This is a genomic window from Streptococcus sanguinis (assembly GCA_013378335.1).
Taxonomy (GTDB): domain Bacteria; phylum Bacillota; class Bacilli; order Lactobacillales; family Streptococcaceae; genus Streptococcus; species Streptococcus sanguinis_I.
This window is the reverse complement of the sequence record CP040556.1, coordinates 1962668-1979099: the sequence shown is the minus strand read 5'-3', so window position 1 is coordinate 1979099 and position 16432 is coordinate 1962668. Positions and strand designations below refer to the sequence as shown.

Below are 16432 nucleotides of genomic sequence, written 5' to 3'. Positions count from 1 at the left end.
ACTAAAAGACTATGTTTTCTATTTGGCGCAGATCTTTTTTTTTATAATAAAACAAACCGAATGGTCGGATTTTAAAAATATGCGTTTCAAAACAGGTAATCATCTGAAAGACTGAGAGTAAAGGATGCCTTTGTCCAGTTTTCGGATGACTTTTCGCTATTCTACATTTGATAAGGAGTTATCGTATGAACACACAAACACATGTACGGCCAGAACCCAAGCATATTTGGCCTTACTTAGCTTGGACCTTTGGTATTAGCTGGGGTTCCTGGCTGATTCTGTATATTTTAGCCACCCTGAAGCTGACCAGCGGGTCTGAGCCTTTGGGCTATGCTCTCTTTTTCATCGGTGGCTCCGGACCGACCTTGGGAACTTTTATCAGCCTCAAAATTTCTCATCCTAAGAAGATGCTGGACTTTATTTTTTCTCATGCTAAGGGCTGGTGGATTTATATGCTGGCCTTCTGTCTGGTTCGGGTTTTGACCCTTTTTATCGCCAATCCTGTATTACCGCCGCTCAATGCCGTTCTGATGTTTCCTCTGGGCTGGATCTTTGTCACCTTTTTTGGAGGCGGGAACGAAGAGCTGGGCTGGCGGGGCCTCCTGCAGCCGGCTCTGGAGAAAAAATTCTCCTTCCCTCTGGCAACTGTCATCACGGCTCTGGTCTGGGTGGCCTGGCATCTGCCCCTCTGGCTGATTCCGGGAACGAGTCAAAGTCAGCTTTCTTTGCCCTTCTATCTCTCCTTTGGTATCTTGCTCAGTTTCTGTCTGGCGGCTCTCTACAAGCAGACGGCCTCTGTATTTGCCTGCATGGTCTTTCACGGCTGCATTAACTTTGCTCAGGTGACGATTGTCGGCAGTGCTGCAAATGGCGGAAGGTATCTCAGCTTCCAGGCTGCTAATCTGCTCATGACCGCCCTGCTGGTCGGCTGGTGGTATTGGAAGGGCAACCGGAAAGGAGTTCAGAAAGATGCAGGCTAATAACCTTGGAAATCGCTCTTCTGTCAAAGAAATCGGAGTCTTTCTGCTCTGGACTTTTGGCATTAGCTGGTCTGCCTGGCTGATCTCCACTTTCCTGAGGATTCCCGTTATTTCCCAGCTTCTAAGTATCGCTGGTACTTTTGGCCCGGCTGTGGGGGCCAAAGTTGTTTTAAGAAAATCTTTCAGGGAGCTCTTTTCTTTTATCCGCTTTGCCCGAAAAGGGACCTGGGGCTATCTCTTGATTTTTACAATTCTTTATACCCTTTCTCTGGTCTTTTGGAGCCCGCTCCTGCCTGGTTTTAGCCCCCTCAGGATTGCTCTGCTTTTTCTCATGACGACTTTTCTGACAGGCGGCAATGAAGAGATTGGCTGGCAGGGCTTCCTGCAGCCGACTCTGGAAAAGCTTCTGCCCTTTCCCTTAGCAACTGTAGCAACTGGGTTAATCTGGGCTGTCTGGCATCTGCCCCTCTTCTTTACCCCCGGCAGCAGTCAGGCAGGGACTTCTTTTCTAGTCTTTACTGCCGCCTGCCTGCTCGCCCGTTTCTGGCTGGCAGCTCTTTACAAGGTCAGTCAGTCTGTCCTCTATTGTGTCCTCTTTCATGGGCTCATTAATACCATTGGCGAAGCCATCTTTGTAGGCAAGGGAACGGAAAATCCCCTCTTTTTCCTAGGCTATATCTTGATGGCGGCTTACAGTATCTATCTTTGGTATCAAAGGGATCAGCAAGACAAGGCTTAAAGATATTTTTATGATTTTGTATTTCTCCGGCTTTTTTGGTAGAATAAAGCTATATTAGAAACAAAGGGGAACAGAATGGCGCAGCGAAAAGACAAATCCCAGGCCATGAGAGAAAAAATTTTAAATACAGCAACCCAGCTCTTTATCCAAAAGGGGTCCGAAAAGACCAGTATGCAGGATATTGCTCAGACGGCAGGCATTTCCAAGGGGGCTATCTACCATCATTTCAAGTCAAAAGATGAGATTGTCCTGGCGGTGATGAGGAGTCGGCAGGAGCTGATGGAAGAAGAGATGAAGCAGTGGCTCAAGGCTACGGAAAATCTGACCGGCAGGGAGCAGCTGCAAACCATCCTCAAGTCCAATCTGGAAAGTCAGACAGCCCGGGCCATGGACGGCATTGTGGATGAGTACGAGCAGGATGCAGGTTTTATTTTGACCATGATGCGGGACAATCTGCGGATAGGCGCCCCTCTGGTCAGTGACATTATCAAAAAAGGGATGGCAGATGGCTCCCTTCAGACCCAGTATCCGGAAGAGGCTGCAGAAGTTTTTCTGCTGCTGGTGAATTTTTGGATGCATGAGACCGTTTTTGAAAGTGATCCTGAAAAACTGCCAGAACGTTTCCATTTTCTGCAGTTTATGATGACCTCGGTCGGCATGGATATCTTTACTGACGAGCTCCTGCAGCTTTTTAGCCAGAAAAATAAGGCATAAAAAAAGGCGATAGGACAGAACTAAAAAATTTAATTCTGTCCCAGCCTTTTTATTTATGTGCTGAATATACTGTGGATATCTTCCTCGGTCAGGCCGATTAGGGGGTCGATTTTCAGGAAATTTTCCTTAGTCAGGACATGGTTTTCCACAGGTGCTTTCATTTTATCCACAGGATTGTGGATATTAGTTTCAGCTTGCGGGAGGTCGCCAAAGCGCTCGATTAGATAAGTTTTTCGGGCGGTTCCAGTATTTTTGGCGGCATAGTCAAAGGCTGCTTTTTCCCCAAGTAGGATCAACTTGCTCTTGGCGCGGGTGATAGCGGTGTAGATGAGATTGCGCTGCAGCATTCGATGACTGCTCTTGGTGATGGGCAAGATGACCACCGGAAATTCACTGCCCTGAGACTTGTGAATGCTCATGGCGTAGGCTAGGCGAATCTTGTACCACTCGCTACGCTGATAAACAAGTTCATTGCCATCAAAGTCAATGGTTAGCTCGTCCTGCTTGGAGTCGGTGAACTTAGCAGGCAGTAGGTCGCTGATATAGCCTAAGTCACCGTTGAAGACATTGCTTTCAGCGTCATTGACCAAGTGGATAACCCTATCTCCTTGGCGATACTGACAGTCGGGAGCTTCAAAGGTCAGCTCGTCTTTCTCTACAGGATTGATGAGATTTTGCATAAGATTGTTAATCTGGTCAATGCCGGCTGGCCCCCGATACATAGGTGCCAATACCTGAACATCTTGAGCTGGGATACCGCTGCGAATGGCTGCGCTAGCGATTTTCTCAATCATAGGCGGAATATGCTCATTTCTAGCTTCAAAATATGAGCGATCCGCTTTTTTCTCTGTAAAGTCTGCTGGTAAAATGCCCTTCTGAATCTGGCTGGCCAGTGTGACGATTGTAGACTCTTCGCTCTGCCGATAGATGGTTTCCAGCTTGGTCTGTGGGATAGTCGGTATCTGCAGCAAGTCCGCCAGTACCTGACCTGGACTGACAGAGGGCAGCTGGTCCGCATCTCCGACAATCAAGAGCTTGGTTTGAGAGGAGATATTGCTGAGGAGCTGATTAGCCAGCCAAGTATCCACCATGGAAAATTCATCCACGATGATAAAATCAGCATCCAGATAATCATCCAAATGACTGGTATCATCATCTCCAGTCATTCCCAAATGGCGGTGGATAGTGGCGCTAGGAAGACCAGTCAATTCGTTCATGCGCCGAGCAGCACGTCCAGTGGGAGCCGCCAGCAGAATAGGCAGATCATTGACCTTTCGCAGATCCAAACCGCGAAGCTGGGCGTAGACTGCGATGATACAGTTGATAACGGTCGTTTTTCCAGTGCCCGGTCCGCCGGTTAGGATAAAGACCTTCTGATTGATAGCCTGACGGATGGCTTCTTTTTGGATACTGTCATAGGAGATGCCGGAGTTCTCCTCCACTTGCTGGATAGCCGCAGTAATCTTATCTGGATCGAAAGAATCTTGCTTGCCTTTTTCCAGTAGACGGATCAGATTATTTTTTATTCCTTCTTCAGCAAAGAAGAGGCTGTTTTCAAAGATTTTAGTATCGACATTCTGGACCTTATCTTCCTCAATCAGATGAGCCAGCTCATCAGCGACTAGACTAGGGTCCAGCTCCACTTGGCGTGAACTTTCTAGGAGTTCGATGGTATGCTCCAGTAAATCACGAGCTTCAACATAGGTATCTCCCCGCTCCATAGACTGGGTCAGCAAGGTGTGGACAAGGCCAGCCCGAAAACGCTCAGGGGCATCACTTTGGATGCCCAGTTCTTCTGCCAGATGGTCAGCGATTTTAAAGCCAATCCCCTGAATATCCTCTACCAGCTGATAGGGATATTTTTCGACAATATCCAGCGTTTCTTCCTTGTAGGTATCCTGGATTTGAAAAGCCAGCTTATTGGGAATGCCGTAGGCTGCCAGCTTGGCTAGTACCATCTCTGTCCCGTAGTTGAGTCTGAGCTTGGAGACAAAGGCCTCGCGGTTCTTAGCTGCTAAGCCGTTTATCTGAGTCAGCTTTTCCGGCTCTGCTAAAATCTTGTCAATGGTATCCTCGGTATCTTCTCCGTAGAGTTGGACGATTTTTTGAGCAGTCTTGACCCCGATGCCCTTGAAATGGTCGCTGGAGAAGTATTTTACTAGGCCTTTACTGCTGGGTTTGGCTCGCTCATAGCGAGAAATTTTCAGCTGCTGGCCATATTTGGGGTGCTGGACAAGACTGCCCCAGAAGGTGTAATCTTCGCCTTCCATGACATCTGCCATAGAGCCGGTGACAATGATTTCAAAATCTTCAAAATCCTCGGCATCTGTATCTTCAATATCTAAGAGCAGGATGCGGAAAAAGTTGCTGGGATTTTCAAAAATAATCCGTTCAATCGTTCCTGAAAAGTAAAATTCCATAGTTTATAGGTTCTTCTTTTAAAACGAACTCAGCTGAAGTTCAACTGAGTTCGGTATGCTTAATAGGTCTTAAAGGGCAGCAGCGGCCAGAAGCGGAATTTGGCTTCGCCCTGAATTTGTTCTTTTTGGAAGGTACCGACTTGGCGACTATCCTTGGAAACAATCCGATCGTCACCTAGAAGCAGATATTCATCATCCAGAAGCTTGACGGTGAAGACAGGGCTGCCTTCACTATCAACAGTGAAGGCTTGAGCCTGAGCTGCGAGTTTCCTGAAAAACTCACCATTATCATCATAATCGTCCCCAGTGTAAGTTGATTGGAGCTTGTCTTCTTTAAATTTCTTGATGTAGTCCGTCAGGTAAGGCTCATCTGTTTTTTTACCGTTGATGTAAAGAGTATCATTTTCATACTGAATAGTGTCACCTGGCATACCGATGACCCGCTTGACAATCTCCTTGGTCGTTCCGTCATCGTCTGTCTCAGTAGCGACGACGATATCAAAGCGGTCAATAGACTGATGTTTGAGGACAAGCAGGTATTCCCCATTAGCCAGCGTAGGGTCCATAGAGTGGCCGTCTACCTTTACAGGGGACCAGAGAAAGAGCCGTGACAGGATAATGACAGAGATGAAGAAGAGAAAGAGGCCCCATTCTTTGAGAATGACAACAGCAGTATTTGATTTTTTCATAGGTTACCTTTCTAGAAGTTTTTGTGCTTTTTCAGTATTTTTAAAGTGGAGTTTAGCAGAATGCTGCAGACCGGCCATTCCATAGGATTGAAGAATCTGGCTGGCAACTTTGTCGCTCTTGCTTCCGGCTCCGCTAGGCAGGGTATAGCCTAACTCTTGACTGAGATTTTCTAGATTTTCCAGAAAGAGGTCACGAGCGATAATAGAGCTGACCGCAACAGCTAGAAACTTTCCTTCAGCCTTTTCAATCAGACTTACCGGATTTGGAAAATGATTTTTTTCCTGCTTTAGATATTTATTGTAGTTTTGCTGGCTGGTAAAGGCATCGATGACGATTTTTTCGGGATTGATGCTTTTTTGCAGCAGTAGGTAAATAGCTTGATTGTGCAGGGCTACCTTGACAGAGACGGCGTTGTAGCCAGAAGCGATGACTTCGTTGTACTTCTCTGGCGATAGGAGCAGAGCTTGGTGGGCAATCTTTTCTTTCAAGACAGGTGCCAGTTGGCGAATCTTGCTATCGTTCAAGGTTTTAGAATCACCAACGCCCAGTTTTCTCAGAAAGTCGTGCTGGTCTGGAGTGACGAAAGAAGCTACGACGGCTAGACCTCCAAAGTAGGAGCCGTTTCCGACCTCATCCGTCCCAATGAGGGCAAAATTCTGAGAAGCAAGACTAGAACTGGTCTTGGTCGCTTGATGGCCAAAAAAGCCAGCGTAGTGAGCAGCTTTTGCCCCTTGAAAGAGAACTTTTCCGGAGCTAAAGACACTGACCGTCGCCTGATCCAGCCGAAAGAAATATTGAATATGTGGGTTCTTGCTGGGAGCCAGCTGGCTCTGATATTTCTTAACAAAAGCCTGAATTTCTTGCTGTTTGGGACTGAGGGTGATACTTTCCATACCCCCTATTGTACCATAAAAAGGAAAAGTCGAAAGTCATAAGATTGAAAAACCTACAAAAATTTTGTAGGAGAACACCGCTGTTTACAATGTCAAAAAAGATGAAAAAGAAAGTCCCAGTCTAGTTCCAAGTGTTTTAATAACTGACAAAGGGCTTCTTTTTTGATATAATACAATGAGGTGATTTTATGGCAAATTTGAATCGATATAAATTTACATTTGGAAACAAGACCTTAACTCTAACAACAGAACACGATAATCTCTTTATGGAAGAAGTAGAACGGGTAGCAAAGGAAAAATACAAGGCTATCAAAGAGCAGATGCCTGCGGCAGATGATGAAGTCCTGGCGATTTTGCTGGCGGTCAATAGCCTATCTACCCAGCTCAGTCGCGAGATTGAGTTTGACGACAAGGAAAAAGAACTAGAAGATTTTCGTCACAAAATGCTCAGTGAGCTGAGAGAAAAGTCAGGTAAATAGAGGAGAAATAATGTTTTCTATTGTTATTTTACTAATATTGGCCTGGAGCTTTTATATTGGCTACTCGCGTGGTATTGTTCTGCAGGGCTATTATGCTGCTGCAACTATGGTTTCTATGCTGGTGGCTGGAGCTTTTTATAAGAGCTTGGCTAAGTTTATCAGCCTTTGGGTGCCTTATGCCAGTGCGACTCAGGGCTCTTCGACCTATTTTTTCCCTAGCTCCCAGCTCTTTCAGTTGGACCAGGTTTTTTATGCTGGTTTGGCCTATCTCATTATTTTTACGGCTGTCTACATCCTTGGGCGCTTTTTTGGGATTTTTGCCAATCTGATTCCCTACCCCAATAAGCTGGATACCAAATGGTACAATGTGACCAGCGGAGCCATTGCTGTTTGCATCTCTATTTTTGTTTTGGGAATGTGCCTGACTATTTTAGCGACGGTGCCGATGGAGATGGTTCAGGAGCGACTCAACAGCAGCTTCATGATTCGCTTTATTGTCAAGTATACCCCTATCACATCCAATATCCTCAAAGATCTCTGGGTGAATCAAGTTATCGGATAAAAGACGACTCAGTTGGCCTGCTAGCTGGGTTCTTTTTTACTAGAAAAGAAAATTATGAACACAAAGATTTTAGAAACCTTAGAATTTAGCAAGATTAAAGAACTTTTTGCTCCCTATCTTTTGACCGAGCAGGGGCAGCTGGAGCTGGGCCTGCTTTTGCCGACTAGCAAGAAGGAGACGGTGGCCTCGGCTTTTCTGGAAATGACAGATATGCAGCAGATTTTTGTGCAGCATCCGCACTTTAGTCTGGCCGCGACTCAGGATATTACTGCCTTGACCAAGCGCTTGGAGCTGGAGAGCGACTTGAATATTGAGGAGTTTTTGGCACTCAAGCGCGTCTTGGCTGTGACTCAGGAGCTCAAGTCCTTTTATGAGGACTTGGAAAATGTGCACTTGGAAAAGCTAGACCGTCTGTTTGATAATCTAGCTGTGTTCCCTAAGCTGCAAGGAAGTCTGCAAGCTGTTAATGATGGCGGCTTTATTGAAAGCTTTGCCAGCGAGAGTTTGAGCAGTATCCGCCGAAAAATTCAAGAAAATGAAAACCAGGTGCGGGAAATCCTCCAAGAGATTCTCAAAACCAAGGGAGAGATGCTGGCGGATCAGGTAGTGGCCAGCCGGAATGGCCGCAATGTGCTGCCTGTGAAAAATACCTATCGTAACCGCATTTCTGGTGTGGTTCACGATATTTCAGCCAGCGGCAATACCGTCTATATCGAGCCTAGAGCAGTTGTCAATCTCAACGAAGAAATTGCCAGCAGTCGGGCGGACGAACGTTATGAAATTCAGCGGATTTTGCAGGAATTATCAGACCTCTTCCGTCCCCATGCAGCTGAAATTGCCAACAATGCTTGGATTATCGGACATCTGGACCTGGTGCGTGCCAAGGTCCGCTTCATGCAAGAGACGGGAGCGGTGGTGCCAGACCTGTCGGAGGAGCAGGATATCCAACTGCTCAGTGTCCGTCATCCCCTGATTGAAAATGCAGTGGCTAATGACTTGCATTTTGGGTCAGACTTGACAGAGATTGTCATTACCGGTCCTAATACGGGTGGTAAGACCATCATGCTGAAGACCTTGGGGTTGGCTCAGATCATGGCCCAGTCAGGCCTGCCGATTCTGGCGGACAAGGGGAGCCGCGTCGGGATTTTCAGTCAGATTTTTGCAGACATTGGTGATGAGCAGTCCATTGAGCAAAGCCTGTCGACTTTCTCCAGTCACATGACCAATATCGTCTCTATTTTAGAGCAGGTTGATAGCGAGAGTTTGGTTCTGTTGGATGAGCTGGGAGCCGGGACTGACCCGCAGGAGGGTGCAGCTCTGGCTATTGCTATCTTGGAAGATTTGCGGCTAAGACAGATTAAAACCATGGCGACGACCCACTATCCTGAGCTCAAAGCCTATGGGATTGAGACGGACTGGGTAGAAAATGCCAGCATGGAATTTGATACAGATAGTTTAAGGCCGACCTATCGCTTTATGCAGGGAGTGCCTGGCCGCTCCAATGCTTTTGAAATCGCTCGACGTTTGGGCTTGGCAGAAGTTATCGTCCGTCATGCCCAAGAGCAGACTGACACAGACAGTGATGTCAATCGAATCATTGAGCGCCTAGAGGAGCAGACGCTGGAAAGCCGCAAGCGCTTGGATAATATCCGTGAGGTTGAGCAGGAAAATCTCAAATTTAACCGAGCCCTCAAAAAACTTTACAATGAGTTTAACCGAGAAAAGGAAACCGAGCTCAATAAGGCGCGCTTGGAAGCCCAGGAAATCGTTGATTTGGCTTTGTCAGAGAGTGAGAGCATTCTCAAAAATCTCCATGATAAGTCCAGTCTCAAACCGCATGAGATTATCGAGGCCAAGGCTCAGCTCAAAAAGCTGGCTCCTGAAACGGTTGATTTATCAAAAAATAAGGTGCTCAAGCAGGCCAAGAAAAATCGGGCACCCAAGGTGGGAGATGATATCCTAGTCACCAGCTATGGTCAGCGAGGAACCTTGGTCAAGCAGCTCAAAGACGGCCGTTGGGAAGCTCAGATCGGTCTGATCAAGATGACTCTAGAAGAGCAGGAGTTTAACTTGCTCAAGGCTGAAAAGGAGCAGCAGCCTAAGCGCAAGCAGGTTAATGTGGTCAAGCGGGCCAATACTGCTGGACCCAAAGCTAGACTTGATCTGCGCGGCAAACGCTATGAAGAGGCCATGGAAGAGCTGGATGCCTTTATCGATCAGGCCCTCCTCAATAACATGGCTCAGGTGGATATTATCCACGGTATTGGGACCGGCGTCATCCGTGAAGGGGTGACAAAATACCTCCGCCGCAACAAGCACGTCAAGTCCTTTGGCTATGCCCCGCAAAATGCTGGCGGCAGCGGCGCGACGATTGTGATCTTTAAGTAAGAGGCCATATATGAAAATACAAACCTATGACTCGACTTATGAGAGAAGTTGGGTTTATACAAAAGCTTTGAGTTATCTCTTTTCGCCTTTCTTTGATGATATGAGCCGTAGCAAGGATGAGTTTACTGAAGAGCCTTACCAAGATTCGATTGAGCTCATAGCAGTTGAAGATGATCAGGTTGTAGGGCTCCTAGATATTGGGGTATATACCGAAGAAGCAAGTCGTTCTTATGCATATTATCCAGGAGAAAAGATAGCCTACTTCGCTAATCTGGCTGTCCATCCTGATTTTCAGAATCAAGGGATAGCCGGCCACCTCTTTCAAACTGCTCGAGAGAAACTGCAAGAAAAGAATGTTGAGGCCTTGATCATCTTTACCAGAGACGGAGAACAAGCAAATCACCTCTATCAGAAGTGGGGCGGCAAGCTGATTTGTCAAGATTATTTAGTTGTCGGACGCCCCAAAGATCAAACACCGTTTTCTTTCAGCGTTGATAGGAAGCAGCGGACAATCTGTCTGACAGACAAGTCGGGAAATTCCTTAGGCTATTATCAAAGAGAAGGGCATTATATTGTCTCAAGGGAAGAAGATTTGGAGCATTTTGAGATTGATGAACTGTACAAAGAGCATACCTATGTCTTGAAAATCGAATAAGGCATTGGAAGTTTCAGCGAAGAGATAGCAGCAGGTTCTTTTATGAGGGCCTGCTTTTTGCTATAATGTAAGCAGCATAAAGTGTTTCGGAGGGAAAATAATGAGAATAAAGCATGCATCAGATTCCTGCACGACTATTTTGGTTGGAAAGAAAGCCAGTTACGACGGTTCAACCATTGTAGCTCGTACAGAGGATTCACAAAATGGGGTCTTTACACCCAAGAAATTTGTCGTAGTGGAGCCACAAGATCAGCCCCGCCATTATCAGTCTGTTTTGACCTCTTTTGAGATGGATTTACCGGACAATCCAGTCCGCTATACGGCAGTGCCAGATGCAGTTCCCAAGGATGGGATTTGGGGAGCAGCTGGAATTAACAGCTACAATGTTGCTGTCAGCGCAACGGAAACGATTACGACTAATAGCCGCGTGCTGGGAGCTGATCCTTTGGTAGAGTCAGGTATCAGCGAGGAAGATATCCTTACGCTGGTTCTCCCCTATATCAAGACGGCACGAGAAGGAGTTCTTCGTCTAGGGAAAATCTTAGAAGAATACGGTACTTATGAGTCTAATGGGATTGCTATTTCAGATGTTAATGAGATCTGGTGGCTGGAGACCATTGGCGGCCACCATTGGATGGCGCGGCGCGTGCCAGATGATGCCTACGTGACCAACCCCAATCAGCTGGGCAGTGATTATTTTGAATTTGACAATCCTGATCACTTCCTCTGTCATCCAAATCTCAAAAACTTTATCAAGGAAAACTATCTCAATCTGAATTACTCGGACAAGGGCTTCAATCCCCGCTATGCTTTTGGCAGCCAGAAGGATAAGGACCGTCATTACAATACACCGCGTGCTTGGGACATCCAGCGTTTTCTCAATCCAGAAGTGGAACAAGATCCAAGGAGTTTCTTCATTCCTTGGTGCCGCAAGCCTTATCGCAAGATTACCATTGAAGATGTCAAGTATGTCCTGAGCAGTCACTATCAGGATTCGCCTTATGATCCTTACGGAGCAGAGGGCGACCGCCACAGCAGACGGGCTTTTCGGACCATTGGAATCAATCGAACCAGTCAGACAGCTATCTTGCAGCTGCGCCCTAATCAACCGCAGGCAACGACGGGTATCCAGTGGTTATCTTACGGCTCTATGCCTTACAATACAGCTGTTCCTTTCTTTACTCAAGTCTCGACAACGCCAGACTACTTTGCCAACACAACGGACAAGGTTTCGACAGATTCCTTCTACTGGGCTAATCGCTTGATTGCTGGTCTGGCTGATGCTCATTTTAGCAGTCATGTCGGTGATTTGGATGATTACCAAGAGAAGACGATGGCCTGGGGTCATGAAATGATTGGTCGGGTAGACCAAGCTCTGGCCAAGGGCGAGGATGTGGACTTTGAAGCTGAAAATCAAGCCATGAGCGATAAGGTGCAAGAAGCGACAGACCAGCTCTTGGAGAAAGTTCTCTTGGATGCCAGCAATCTCATGACCAACCATTTCTCACTGAGTGACTAAGGTACTACCCGTAGCAAATATTTTTCTTTCTGATGTTTTTGGTGTAAAATGTTATCAAAAGTAAGCTATTCAAAGGAGAAGATTTATGGTAGCAGCAGTTACAGATGCAACATTCGCAGAAGAAACAAAAGAGGGATTGGTTTTGATTGACTTTTGGGCAACTTGGTGCGGTCCGTGCCGTATGCAGGCACCTATCTTGGAGCAGTTGGCAGGAGAAGTTCATGAGGATGAATTGAAAATCCTTAAAATGGATGTGGATGAAAATCCAAATACTGCCCGTGAATTTGGCATTATGTCCATTCCGACCCTTTTGTTCAAGAAAGATGGTCAAGTCGTTAAGCAAGTCGCAGGTGTTCACACCAAAGACCAGCTCAAGGCAATTATCGCTGAATTAAGCTAAGCAAGAAGCCTGAGGGCTTCTTTTTTGTATCAAAAAACGTTTACATGCTCAAAAATTTTCATAAAATATTGACAAAAGGCGAATGTTCTTTTAGAATAATAGAAAATTAATAATCAACACCGAACGAAGTTTTTCAGAAAGAGGCAGGCACCTCTGACTGTGAAATGGACGGAACTCTGGAGAGACCATGAATGGCACCGAAGGGGCAAGGCGGTATAGAACCGCTCAAACTCTCAGGTAAAAGGACAGAGCGAAGAGGCAGGGATTTCCCTACTCCAGCGCATCCAGAGTACATGTTTTGCATGTGCTCTTTCTTTTTCTCGGTGTGAAAAGGAGCTTATATCATGTTGGAAATATTGAATCGGTTGGATTCTTTGGTTTGGGGACCACCCCTGCTCATTTTGCTGGTTGGTACCGGTATCTATCTCAGTCTGCGTCTGGGCTTGCTGCAGATTTTTCGACTTCCGCGTGCCTTTCGGCTAATTTTTGTATCAGACGAGGAGCATCAGGGCGATGTCTCTAGCTTTGCGGCTCTTTGTACGGCTCTAGCCGCGACTGTGGGAACAGGAAATATCATCGGAGTGGCAACGGCCATTAAAACCGGTGGACCGGGTGCCCTCTTCTGGATGTGGGTAGCTGCTTTCTTTGGGATGGCGACCAAGTATGCCGAAGGCCTATTGGCTATCAAGTACCGGCGCAAGGATGCTCATGGTGCTATGGCGGGCGGTCCCATGCACTATATCTTACTAGGGATGGGCGAGAAGTGGCGCCCGCTGGCTATCTTTTTTGCGATAGCTGGTATCTTGGTGGCTCTTTTGGGGATTGGGACCTTTACGCAGGTCAATTCCATCACAGAGGCCATGCAGAATACCATTCAGCTGCCTCCAGCTGTGACAGCTTCTATCTTGGCTATTTTAGTAGCTCTGGTTATTTTCAGCGGCATCCAGTCTATTGCTCGAGTATCGACCAAGGTTGTGCCCTTTATGGCAGCGATTTATATCTTGGGGACTGTGACTGTCCTAGCGGTCAATCTAGATCGATTACTGCCGACTCTCCAGCTGGTCTTTAGTTCAGCCTTTAGTCAGACAGCAGCTGTCAGTGGCTTTGCCGGTGCGACCATCCAGATGGCCATTCAAAACGGGGTTGCGCGTGGAGTTTTCTCCAATGAATCTGGCTTGGGATCAGCGCCCATTGCAGCGGCGGCAGCTCGGACTAAGGAACCGGTAGAACAGGGCTTGATTTCCATGACCGGAACCTTTATCGATACCTTGATTATCTGTAGTCTGACAGGCTTGACGATTTTAATCACAGGGGTCTGGGATGGCAATCTCAACGGTGTGTCCCTGACTCAGGCAGCCTTTGCGACTGTTTTTGATAATTTTGGTCCAGTTCTGCTTTCAGTCTTTCTAGTTCTGTTTGCCTTTACGACTATCTTGGGTTGGAACTACTATGGTGAGCGCTGTTTTGAATTTCTCTTTGGGGTGCGCTATATCCGCGTTTATCGTCTGATATTTGTCCTTATGATCATTCTCGGTGGCTTTGTGGGTCTAGAGGCGGTCTGGATTATTGCAGATATTGTCAATGCCCTCATGGCCTTGCCAAACTTGATTGCCTTATTAGTTTTGTCTCCTATTGTCATCAGTGAGACGAAGAGATATTTTGCCAAGCATCGAAAGAACTAACTTTCACACATAAAAAAGCCTCTAGCTTTCCGCAATGATGGAAGTCTAGAGGTTTTTTGTCGAAATTAATAGCGTTTTTCTTTTGGCCAGTCGCTCATCTCGGCCACAGCTGTAAAGAGAACGTCAGTAGAAGAGTTGAGGGCTGTCTCGCAAGAGTCCTGAATGACACCGATAACGAAACCGACGCTGACTACCTGCATGGCCAAATCATTGGAAATCCCAAAGAGGCTGCAGGCGACCGGAATGAGCAGAAGCGAACCGCCAGCTACGCCGGAAGCCCCGCAGGCAGAAATTGCCGCTACAATACTGAGAACTAGAGCCGTGCCAAAGTCAACCCTGATACCCAGCGCATTGACAGCAGCCAAGGTCAGGGTATTGATAGTAATAGCAGCCCCTGCCATGTTGATAGTGGCTCCCAGAGGAATAGAGACCGAGTAGGTCTCTGGATTGAGCCCCAGATCCCGACAGAGTTTCATATTGACGGGGATGTTAGCCGCAGAGCTGCGCGTGAAAAAGGCAGTCACGCCACTGACTCGCAGACAGCGCCAGACCAAGGGATAAGGATTTTTCCGCAGCATGATAAAGGTAATCAAAGGATTGATAATCAGAACGACAATCAGCATGCTGGCTATCAAGGCCAACAGCAGGATACCATAGCTTTTTAGAGCCTGGAAACCTTTGCCGGAAATGGTCGTGTAGACCAAGCCTAGAATACCAAGAGGGGCTAGATTGATAATCCACTCGACAATCTTAGAAGTGATATCTGCCAAGGTCTGCAACAGTTCCTTGCTGTGGTGGCTGGCTTCCCGCATGGCAATTCCAAAGATGACAGCCCAGGACAGGATGCCAATGTAGTTAGCGGTGATGAGGGCGTTGACGGGATTGTCCACCAGCTGAAGCAGAAGATTGCTGAGAACTTGTCCGATTCCATCTGGCGGAGAAACTTCTTGGGAGGACGAAGCCAACTCTATGCTAATTGGAAAGAAGAAGTTGACTAGTACTGCGACTAGGGCAGCCGCAAAGGTTCCTAGAAGATAGAGCAAGATGACTCTTTTCATATTGCTCTTTTGCCCTTTTTGCTGCTGCGACAGGGCATTTGCCACCAGAGCGAAGACTAGGAGCGGAGCGATGGCCTTGAGGCCGCCAACGAAGATTTGGCCCAGAAGTCCGATGGCTTGTGCTTGGGGAAAGATGACAGCCAGTAGGACACCAATGCCAATACCGATGGAAATCCGCTTGATTAGATTGGTTTTATTCCAAATGGTGATGAAACGATGGAGCATGTAAGTTCCTCTCTTGTCTTAGATACTTATTTTATTATACGATAGAAAGGGAGTGAAAGCAATGCTAGGTCGAGTTAACCATTCTATGTCCGCGCTGATTGGTCTTTGTGGTATAATGGTAGTAATCTTTTTGGAGGTAGCCTATGTCTAAGATCGGAAATGTCTTTTCCCACTATATCCAGCAGTTTGACTGGAGCAAGATTGCAGATGACCTTTTTTCCAAGCTGGTCTCTTTACTTCTGCTTTTTATCTTATTTTACATCGTTAAGAAAATCCTGCATTTGTCAGTGGCCAAGATCATTGCCCCCTCTCTCAAGCTATCCAAGCAAGATGTAGCCAGACAGAAAACTATCACTCGTCTGATTGAGAATCTGCTTAATTATGTCTTGTATTTTCTCTTGATTTACTGGGGTTTATCCATCTTGGGACTGCCGGTTTCCAGCCTTTTAGCTGGTGCCGGAATTGCTGGGGTGGCGATTGGGATGGGAGCTCAGGGCTTCCTGTCGGATTTGGTCAATGGCTTCTTTATTCTTCTTGAGCGACAGTTAGATGTCGGTGACGATGTCCACCTGACTAACGGTCTTATCAACATCGCTGGAACAGTAATCAGTGTTGGGATTCGGACGACGCAGGTACGGGACGCGGACGGAACGCTGCATTTTGTTCCAAACCGCAATATCTTGGTTGTCAGTAATCTGTCTCGAGGCGATATGCGTGTTCTGATTGACATTCCCATTTATGCCCAGACGGATTTGGACGAGATTTACCATATCATTTCTAAGGTCAATGAAGAAGCAGTGCCAGAACATCCAGAGATTCTCAAGGAACCGAATATTTTGGGGCCGCAGATGGCTTCAAATGGCCAGTTCAACTTCCGTATCAGTATGATAGTGCAGGGAGGTATGCAGATTTCTATTTACCATATCTTCTACCGTCTGTACCATGAGGCGCTTTTACGAGAGGGGATTGAGCTTCCGACGCTTGGACCTCTTTCAAAAGGCAAGTAATTATTGATTAGAAAGGTCCAT

General features: G+C 46.7%; 15 protein-coding genes and 1 riboswitch. Of the genes, 11 read left to right on the top strand and 4 right to left on the bottom strand.

The features are described 5' to 3' along the window. The first annotated feature begins 185 nt into the window (after positions 1 to 185). The 3 genes from FFV08_10115 to FFV08_10105 all read left to right on the top strand — a co-directional run bounded on the left by FFV08_10115 (position 186) and on the right by FFV08_10105 (position 2433). Positions 186 to 980, top strand: a complete 795-nt coding sequence (locus tag FFV08_10115) for a CPBP family intramembrane metalloprotease (protein QLB52917.1) — start codon at positions 186 to 188, stop codon at positions 978 to 980. After that, on the top strand, positions 970 to 1719 hold the full coding sequence (locus FFV08_10110) for a CPBP family intramembrane metalloprotease (protein ID QLB52916.1): 750 nt from the start codon (positions 970 to 972) through the stop codon (positions 1717 to 1719). Before FFV08_10115 ends, FFV08_10110 begins: the two co-directional genes overlap by 11 nt. A 75-nt stretch (positions 1720 to 1794) precedes the next feature. Continuing rightward, on the top strand, positions 1795 to 2433 hold the full coding sequence (locus FFV08_10105; GenBank protein QLB52915.1) for a TetR/AcrR family transcriptional regulator: 639 nt from the start codon (positions 1795 to 1797) through the stop codon (positions 2431 to 2433). A 53-nt stretch (positions 2434 to 2486) separates the two neighbouring features. Here FFV08_10105 and FFV08_10100 read toward each other — a convergent pair whose 3' ends face one another. From FFV08_10100 to FFV08_10090, 3 genes are read right to left on the bottom strand one after another with little or no spacing between them, the layout of a single operon-like run. Continuing rightward, positions 2487 to 4853 (bottom strand): ATP-dependent RecD-like DNA helicase, encoded by a 2367-nt coding sequence (locus FFV08_10100; protein QLB52914.1) that lies wholly within the window; start codon positions 4851 to 4853, stop codon positions 2487 to 2489. A gap of 59 nt (positions 4854 to 4912) precedes the next feature. Then, positions 4913 to 5542 (bottom strand): signal peptidase I, encoded by a 630-nt coding sequence (gene lepB / locus FFV08_10095; GenBank protein ID QLB52913.1) that lies wholly within the window; start codon positions 5540 to 5542, stop codon positions 4913 to 4915. 3 nt (positions 5543 to 5545) lie between these two features. After that, on the bottom strand, positions 5546 to 6436 hold the full coding sequence (locus tag FFV08_10090) for a ribonuclease HIII (protein QLB52912.1): 891 nt from the start codon (positions 6434 to 6436) through the stop codon (positions 5546 to 5548). Positions 6437 to 6624: 188 nt separating this feature from the next. Here FFV08_10090 and FFV08_10085 point away from each other — a divergent pair, with 188 nt between their 5' ends. The 7 genes from FFV08_10085 to FFV08_10055 all read left to right on the top strand — a co-directional run bounded on the left by FFV08_10085 (position 6625) and on the right by FFV08_10055 (position 14121). Continuing rightward, entirely contained in the window at positions 6625 to 6915 is a 291-nt protein-coding gene (locus FFV08_10085) for a hypothetical protein (GenBank protein QLB52911.1), read from the top strand. Positions 6916 to 6925: 10 nt separating this feature from the next. After that, positions 6926 to 7477, top strand: coding sequence for a CvpA family protein (locus FFV08_10080; GenBank protein ID QLB52910.1), 552 nt, complete (start codon positions 6926 to 6928; stop codon positions 7475 to 7477). Between the two features lie 54 nt (positions 7478 to 7531). Further along, positions 7532 to 9865 carry an endonuclease MutS2 gene (locus FFV08_10075; GenBank protein QLB52909.1) on the top strand — a complete coding sequence of 778 codons (2334 nt, stop codon included), beginning with the start codon at positions 7532 to 7534 and terminating at the stop codon, positions 9863 to 9865. Between the two features lie 10 nt (positions 9866 to 9875). Continuing rightward, on the top strand, positions 9876 to 10520 hold the full coding sequence (locus tag FFV08_10070) for a GNAT family N-acetyltransferase (GenBank protein ID QLB52908.1): 645 nt from the start codon (positions 9876 to 9878) through the stop codon (positions 10518 to 10520). Positions 10521 to 10620: 100 nt separating this feature from the next. Further along, positions 10621 to 12039, top strand: a complete 1419-nt coding sequence (locus tag FFV08_10065; protein ID QLB52907.1) for a C69 family dipeptidase — start codon at positions 10621 to 10623, stop codon at positions 12037 to 12039. Between the two features lie 85 nt (positions 12040 to 12124). Further along, positions 12125 to 12439, top strand: coding sequence for a thioredoxin (gene trxA / locus FFV08_10060; protein QLB52906.1), 315 nt, complete (start codon positions 12125 to 12127; stop codon positions 12437 to 12439). Positions 12440 to 12605: 166 nt separating this feature from the next. After that, a riboswitch (glycine riboswitch) is annotated at positions 12606 to 12698 on the top strand. An 85-nt stretch (positions 12699 to 12783) separates the two neighbouring features. Beyond that, positions 12784 to 14121: a sodium:alanine symporter family protein gene (locus FFV08_10055; protein ID QLB52905.1), complete on the top strand. Its 1338-nt coding sequence runs from the start codon at positions 12784 to 12786 to the stop codon at positions 14119 to 14121. A gap of 65 nt (positions 14122 to 14186) precedes the next feature. On the opposite strand, the gene sstT is transcribed toward FFV08_10055, so the two are convergent. After that, positions 14187 to 15404, bottom strand: a complete 1218-nt coding sequence (sstT, locus tag FFV08_10050) for a serine/threonine transporter SstT (protein QLB52904.1) — start codon at positions 15402 to 15404, stop codon at positions 14187 to 14189. A gap of 143 nt (positions 15405 to 15547) precedes the next feature. On the opposite strand from sstT, the gene FFV08_10045 reads away from it, so the two are divergent. Further along, on the top strand, positions 15548 to 16411 hold the full coding sequence (locus FFV08_10045) for a mechanosensitive ion channel family protein (protein ID QLB52903.1): 864 nt from the start codon (positions 15548 to 15550) through the stop codon (positions 16409 to 16411). Positions 16412 to 16432 lie beyond the last annotated feature (21 nt).